General features: G+C 50.5%; 4 protein-coding genes. All 4 read left to right on the top strand.

Annotated features, from left to right (window positions below; genetic code table 11):
• Nucleotides 1-565, top strand: a 565-nt coding sequence (locus H511_RS24810; protein ID WP_027252037.1) for a hypothetical protein, incomplete at its 5' end; no start/stop codon positions are given.
• Nucleotides 566-632: 67 nt separating this feature from the next.
• The gene (locus tag H511_RS24095) at nucleotides 633-1073 is read left to right on the top strand and encodes a hypothetical protein (RefSeq protein ID WP_051288023.1); all 441 of its coding nucleotides are present in this window, start codon (nucleotides 633-635) and stop codon (nucleotides 1071-1073) included.
• Nucleotides 1049-1591 carry a hypothetical protein gene (locus H511_RS0109215; RefSeq protein ID WP_027252036.1) on the top strand — a complete coding sequence of 181 codons (543 nt, stop codon included), beginning with the start codon at nucleotides 1049-1051 and terminating at the stop codon, nucleotides 1589-1591. Before H511_RS24095 ends, H511_RS0109215 begins: the two co-directional genes overlap by 25 nt.
• Entirely contained in the window at nucleotides 1576-2085 is a 510-nt protein-coding gene (locus H511_RS0109210) for a hypothetical protein (RefSeq protein WP_155804848.1), read from the top strand. The genes H511_RS0109215 and H511_RS0109210 overlap by 16 nt, the downstream gene beginning before the upstream one ends.
• Nucleotides 2086-2110 lie beyond the last annotated feature (25 nt).

Raw genomic sequence — 2110 nt, 5'->3', positions numbered from 1 at the left:
CCTGCCATACCGCTCAGATATTTCTATCTTTGTCCGTTGGATTAGTGGTAATGGCTCCATGTTCTACCCCCAAGCAAATAACAATAACGGAAAGTTGCGGATTACTTTCTCTGATTTGAGTTCAGATTTTGGATACGGAAATGTTGCTTTTGTCGCACGGATTTACATTGTAGGGCGAGAGCTAAACGGCTATCCAAACGGAAAGTTTGGCATGGTGTTGTACAATGATGCCAATCGGCTGGTTTTTACAACAGAATCTGTCATGGCCCCCCTTCGTGCTATAGACACGTATACAAATGGTAATTGGAAAACGTATCCAGTTAAAACAGCAAATATCATGACTAGGGCGTATGCAAGAGATATGGGGCCGGTGCCTGATGATATAACATCTTCGATTGTTGGGTTTGATGCCGTGGTTGCGACTAACTCAGGTAAACCGCGACTGGTTCAGGTAAATGACATGTATATCCCTGGCGAGTTGGGGAGCGGCTGGAACGAGTATGAGCGGCATCACTTCATTTCCATTGATACAACGTATGCCGACAGGAAGTTCTTTGGCGACTAACTGAATTTGCGATACTATTTCTATTATGACCAATTTCTAACCACCCTTTCGGGTGGTTTTTTCGTTTATGAGCCAATTATTATTAGCGGACTGGCCGACCTACCGGCCAATGCTGTTCCCGATACTGGAGCAGACTGAGCAGAACAACGACCATAAATTTGCCAAAGAAGTCGATCAAGCCCTGCAATCAAGCAGGGCTTTTTTGTTTCTAGCGCCTGATGGGTTTGTTGTTCTGGAGCCTATGGCACTAGGTGATGGGATGACGGCTTTCATTCAGTTTGGATGGTGCAGCCGTGCGAATGCGCTTGCGCGATACCAAAAGGAATTAGAGCAAATAGCTCGCGCCGGTAATGCGGTTCAGATGATGCTTGAAACCAAAGTTGCAAAGTTGGCCATCCCTCTGACAAAGCAGGGCTGGCGGTGCGTGGAGGCCAGGGACGGCATAACACGCTGGGTAAAACCACTACACGGAGGTGATCGCGAATGGGCGGCGGTGGAGGCGGTGTAAAAGTCAAAGATTCAGAGGCCGAAAAAGAAATGGCCAGGATCGCTGCTGACAAATGGCGGCAGTACAACCAGACCTTCGTTCCACTTGAAAACCAGTGGATGAAGGAGATTGAAAAAATGCGGACTTCTGACCAGTACAGCCGAGCGGCAGGCATCGGCAATGTCAGCGTTAATGCCGCCTATGGGCAGGCTATGGATCAACTGGTCAGCCAGGGCGGGAACGCCAGCAAACTCAATGCCGGTATCAACGCCATGGCCAGTTCGCAGCACTCTGACCGTGTTAATACTCAAAGCCGGATGCAGCAGAGCCAGACAGCCCGTTATTTCCAAGGCTTGAGCGCTATTAACGCGACCGGCGCAGGTAAAGAGGCTGAGGCGATCAGTTCAATGTATGACGGGGCGCAGGTGGCCAACAAGTATAACCAGCAGAGCGCCATGAACGAGTATCAAGACAAGATGGCTAATCAGCAACTGATCGGCATGGGTGTTGGTGCGGCGACGCGATGGGGGATCAATTAATGGCCGGTAACGACATGATATTGAACAACCCGCAGCTGACTGGCCAATGGACCAGCCAGATCCCCCAAAACTACGGCGTAGGGAACTACACCGGCGATGATCGCGAGGCTGAATATACCTACCGTGATTTACAAAAAGCGCAGTACGCGGACTATAAAAACCGGTTTGAGCCTTACCTGCAGCAGACTATCAACGACGCCACAAAAACCGATCTTCTCGACCAGCAACTAAGCCGAATCACAGCCCTGTCCGGCAACAGTAAATCGCTGTCGATGCAAGCTGCCGATATGGCCCGCTCCCGCTACGGAATGAACCAGACAGCCCAGCAACAACAGTCTTTCAATACGACGGTAAACCTGGGCAGCGCACTCACTATGGCCAACGCCTCAAACAACGCCCGTCAGGCGGCGTATGACAATTACCAGTCTGTCATGACCGGCTCAACGTCACGACCTGGTGAGTTGACAGGATCAACCGGTGGAGCGAGCAGCTAATGGGATACGGAATTCTTGATTTAGG

This window comes from Photobacterium halotolerans DSM 18316 (assembly GCF_000425165.1).
Classification (GTDB): domain Bacteria; phylum Pseudomonadota; class Gammaproteobacteria; order Enterobacterales; family Vibrionaceae; genus Photobacterium; species Photobacterium halotolerans.
This window is presented reverse-complemented; position numbering and strand designations above follow the sequence as displayed.

Excerpts from the sequence above, each read along its gene's own strand:
- H511_RS0109210 (WP_155804848.1), top strand. The coding sequence starts at position 1,576 with ATGGGGGATCAATTAATGGCCGGTAACGACATGATATTGAACAACCCG.
- H511_RS24095 (WP_051288023.1), top strand. The coding sequence starts at position 633 with ATGAGCCAATTATTATTAGCGGACTGGCCGACCTACCGGCCAATGCTG.
- H511_RS0109215 (WP_027252036.1), top strand. The coding sequence starts at position 1,049 with ATGGGCGGCGGTGGAGGCGGTGTAAAAGTCAAAGATTCAGAGGCCGAA.